This window comes from Phocaeicola sp. (assembly GCF_048170425.1).
GTDB lineage: Bacteria > Bacteroidota > Bacteroidia > Bacteroidales > Bacteroidaceae > Phocaeicola.
Genome location: NZ_DBEXBB010000252.1, coordinates 1 through 4,544, shown reverse-complemented (window position 1 = coordinate 4,544; position 4,544 = coordinate 1). Strand labels below are relative to the sequence as shown.

Sequence of the window (4,544 nt, the reverse complement as noted above, 5' to 3'; positions counted from 1 at the left end):
AAATATATTTGTGAGATAGACGCTATGATTAGAAAGCCTTTTTGGATAGTATTTGTATTGGGAATAATTTTATCGAGCAGCACTTATAAAAATGAATGTGCATTAATCGCAGGAATGACAGTGGAGTTGGTAGAAAATCCTTTAGGGGTAGACACGTCAACCCCCAGATTCGGCTGGCAACTTGTAAGCAGCCCACACGAAAGAGGCATATATCAGACCGCTTATCAACTGGAGGTGAGGGATGAGGCTGGAAAGGTAGTCTGGAATTCTGGGAAAGTGACAAGTGATGTATCCCAGCATGTGACTTATCAGGGAGAGGCATTGAAACCTGCTACTCGCTATACCTGGAAAGTAAAAGTCTGGAATAATGAGAGAGAAATTACGGAAAAAGATGCTTGGTTTGAGACAAGTCTGATGACCTCTAATGACAAAGCAGGCTGGAACGGAGCACGTTGGATTGGAGGAAGTGACGAGGATATGGTGCTTTATTCACATTATCTGCCAGTATTCAGACTAGACTGCTCTTTTCAGATGAAAAGACAGGCTGTATCACGAAAGATTGCGTTTGTGTATGGTGCCAATGATGAACGTCTGATGGACGCGAATAAGAATGTCTATCATATAGCCAGCGGAAAGGATGAGTCATACATAAAAGTGGAGTTTGATTTGTCTCCATTGAAAGACGGACGAAATGCCTGGGTGCATATTTATCGTGCCGGTTATCGGCCGGATGACAAACCTTCTGTTCCTTTAAAGTCGTTTATGCTGCCTGCTGATATGCTGAATGCGGAGAACCAATATCAGCCGCATACGTTTTCTTTGTATTCCAATTTGGGCTTTACTACACTGAAGAAAGGAGAGGTGCAGATTGGGGAAGTGAATCTGAATCCTTTGGGAAGAGGAGGTGATTTCGTGGCTTTTCCGGTAGTCGGTGATGTGGGGTATGCGTTGGGTGGCTCACCTGATTTTTCAGGAGTCAGAACGGATATTCGTAATTTCCGAAGTCCGGAAAACATGCTGGCTTCTGTAACCCTGGATACCGCATTGTTAAGAGGCGCAAAGAAGTGCTATGTACAGAATCCCAGTCGTAATGCTATGCCGATGTTGCGTACGGAGTTTGAGACTTCTTCCACTAAGGTTCGAAAGGCACGTCTGTATGTGACTTCCCGGGGTATTTATGAAATGTATCTCAACGGGCAGCGTGTGGGAGAAGACTGTTTTAACCCGGGTGTGACACAGTATAATAAAACGCATCTGTATCAGGTGTATGATGTGACGAAGCTGATGGCAAAAGGAAAGAATGCCGTCGGAGCTATTTTAGCCGAAGGATGGTGGAGTGGAGGAGCAACCTATACAGGGGAAAACTGGAATTTCTTTGGCGACCGTCAGTCGTTGCTGGCACAGTTGGTTGTGACTTATGAGGATGGAAAGGTACAGACGATAGTAACTTCTCCGGATACGTGGAAGTATTTCAATCAGGGACCTGTGGTGTATGGCAGTTTCTTTCAGGGAGAGGTATATGATGCCTTGAGAGAAAAAGCTGTCGAAGGATGGACAAAAGCCGGATACGATGATTCGGCCTGGAAGAAAGCAGTAGAAGTCTCGCTCGAGGGGCATGTCAGTCGGTTAGGTGGAGGAACGATGCCTAAAGTAGACGATTATTCCAATTTCCACCTGATAGCTCAATACGGTCAGACGGTAAAGGTGATTCAGAAACTGACGGCACAATCGGTGGAAGAGGTTCGTCCGGGCATCTTTGTGTACGATATGGGGCAGAACATGGTAGGAGTGCCAGAAATCGCACTCAAGGGAATGAAGGCTGGACAGGAAATCAATCTGCGTTATGCCGAGGTAAAATATCCCGACCTGCCGCGCTATGCCGGAAACGAGGGAATGATTATGCTGGAAAATATCCGTGCGGCCATGGCGCAGGATAAATACATCACGAAAGGAGGAAATGAAACGATTGCGCCAAGATTTACTTATCATGGATACCGGTTTATTGAAATTACAGGCATAGACAAGGCTTTGCCGCTGGAGGATGTGAAAGGAGTAGTGTTGAGTTCGATTGACGGGTTGGCATCCAAGTATGAAACGTCCAACGAAAAGGTCAATCAGTTGTGGCACAATATCGTGTGGTCTACTTATGCTAACTTCTTCTCCATTCCGACCGACTGTCCGCAGCGTAACGAGCGTTTGGGATGGGCGGGTGATATATCGGTATTCTCTCGCACGGCTACTTACCTGGCAGATGTACCGCAGTTCTTACGTCGTTATTTGTGTGCCATGAGGGACGTACAGCGTGAAGATGGCCGTTTCCCGGATGTGGCTCCTTTGGGTGGTGGATTTGGTGGTCTGCTGTGGGGAAGTGCAGGTATTACAGTGCCGTGGGAAGTGTATCAGCAATATGGTGACAAGAACTTGCTGGCAGAGCATTATGAGGTGATGTGCCGCTATATGGATTATGTACGGACCAAGAACATCAATCCGGAGACGGGCATACTGGAACAGGAAAAAGTCTGGGGAAACTTAGGTGACTGGCTGGGGCCGGAGGATAACAAGAATGACAAGACACTGATGTGGGAAGCATACTTCCTCTACGATTTGGACATCATGAAAAAGGTGGCCCAGATTTTAGGTAAAAAGGAGGATGCGGAAAAATTTGAGAAGTTGTATGAGGAGCGTAAGGCGTTCTTTAACCGTACATATATCGACCCGCAGACAGCGAAAACGATTTCTTCCGGGGCGAACGGTCCGGAAAAGGGAAAACTGGTGGATATCCAGACCTCGTATGTGCTTCCTTTGTCTTTCGGTATTGTGAATCCGGAATGGAAAAAGCAGTTTGCGGCTAATCTGGCACATACGGTGCAGCGGGAGAATGTGGCAGATGACGGAAAGACTTATCCGGCTTACTCACTGATGACGGGATTTATCGGTACGGCATGGATTAGCAAGGCACTTTCGGACAATGGATATGATGACGTGGCTTATAACTTGTTGCAACAGACTACTTATCCTTCGTGGCTGTATTCTGTGGAGCAGGGGGCTACTACTATTTGGGAACGCCTGAACTCGTATACGCACGTAGACGGATTTGGCGAGAACAACCGGATGAACTCGTTTAACCATTATTCCTTTGGAGCCGTCGGGGCATGGATGTATGCCTATTCTTTGGGGATTATGCGGGATGAACTGTCTCCGGGATTCAAGCATTTTGTGTTGTGTCCCAGAATTGACCCGACTGGGAAGATGACGTTTGCCAGAGGATATTATGATTCGCTGTACGGACGTATAGAAAGCGCATGGGAAGTGAAGTATGGAGAAGTGAGGTATTCATTCACGGTTCCGGCGAATACCAGTGCGACACTTTATTTGCCTGTTGCTTCAGTGGATAGCGTAACTGAAAATGGTCGCGCGTTACAAGCTGGAAAGGAAGGTATAAAAGAAGTGACGTATCAGGATGGAATGTGTAAGGCAGAATTGTTGTCGGGAACCTATCACTTTGTAGTGAAATAATCCTCAGATTCCGGCATACAATAAAGCAACCTCCTTCTGCTTGCTATGAATATTTCTTCAGTGCAGAAGGAGGTTTTGTTTTTACTCTCTTCCAAATTTTTTTCGGTAAGATTGTGGCGTATATCCCGTATATTTCTTGAAGACTTTAGTAAAATAAGGAATATCGTCAAAATTCAGGTAATAGGCAATCTCTTTGGTACTTCGCTGGGTAGTGGCCAGCAAATCTTTGGCTTGCTGGATTTTCAGCTCCTGAATATAGTGTGCCGGAGAAAGTCCGGTATATTCCTTGAACAATTTACGGAACCAGGAATAGCTCATGTGCAGGGAGTCGGCCACGTCTTCCGGTCCGATGCCTTGCAGCAGGTTTTCACGGATGAGTACCTTGGCTTTGCTTATCTGTTCGGTAGCCTTGTTGTCGAATTCATGGTTCTGTGAGTAGTACATGGTCATGCCTAAAATAAGGTTGGCAATGCCGGCCAGGTATTGTTGGCAGGCTGCTTTTTCTTCCATGGCCACCTGAATAGCCTGTTCATAAAGTTTTACGATACTGTCTTGTACACCGATGTGATATACAATCTGGTCTTTTGCAAAAAAGTTGTTCTGGAAACGGCTGTCCATGTTGATTCCCTGAAATCCAATCCAGTATTCCTGCCAGCCGGTTTTCTTATTGGGGAAATAGCTGTGCCAAACGTGAGGCTGGAGAATCAAGATGTCGCCTTCCTTGATTTCAATGAAGGTGTCGGGGGAAGTATAAAAGTAACCTTTCCCGTGCGTGATGTACAATAATTGATAACTGTCCAGCACGCGGCCACGTGAGGGAGTGAAATAAAAGGCGTCCGGATGTCCGGTACGGGGTGGATATATCGAGTAGTTTGGCGGAACGGGTTCCGATCCTACTGTGTCCACGGTAATTCCCCAGTCTATATCGCGCGGACTTCGTACCAAATATTTATAGTTTACGCTGTCTTTTTTCATTTTTTGTCCCTTTCTTCGCAAAGATAAAAAAATCCCTGATAAACTCCTGAATC

The 4,544-nt window shown here is 46.1% G+C and carries 2 protein-coding genes; one reads left to right on the top strand and one right to left on the bottom strand.

Annotated features, from left to right (window positions below):
• Positions 1-114: 114 nt before the first annotated feature.
• Positions 115-3,516, top strand: coding sequence for a family 78 glycoside hydrolase catalytic domain (locus ACMJ0U_RS09960; protein WP_417129809.1), 3,402 nt, complete (start codon positions 115-117; stop codon positions 3,514-3,516).
• An 81-nt stretch (positions 3,517-3,597) separates the two neighbouring features.
• Here the strand turns inward: ACMJ0U_RS09960 and ACMJ0U_RS09955 are convergent, their stop codons facing one another.
• Positions 3,598-4,491: an AraC family transcriptional regulator gene (locus ACMJ0U_RS09955; RefSeq protein ID WP_417129808.1), complete on the bottom strand. Its 894-nt coding sequence runs from the start codon at positions 4,489-4,491 to the stop codon at positions 3,598-3,600.
• Positions 4,492-4,544: the final 53 nt, after the last annotated feature.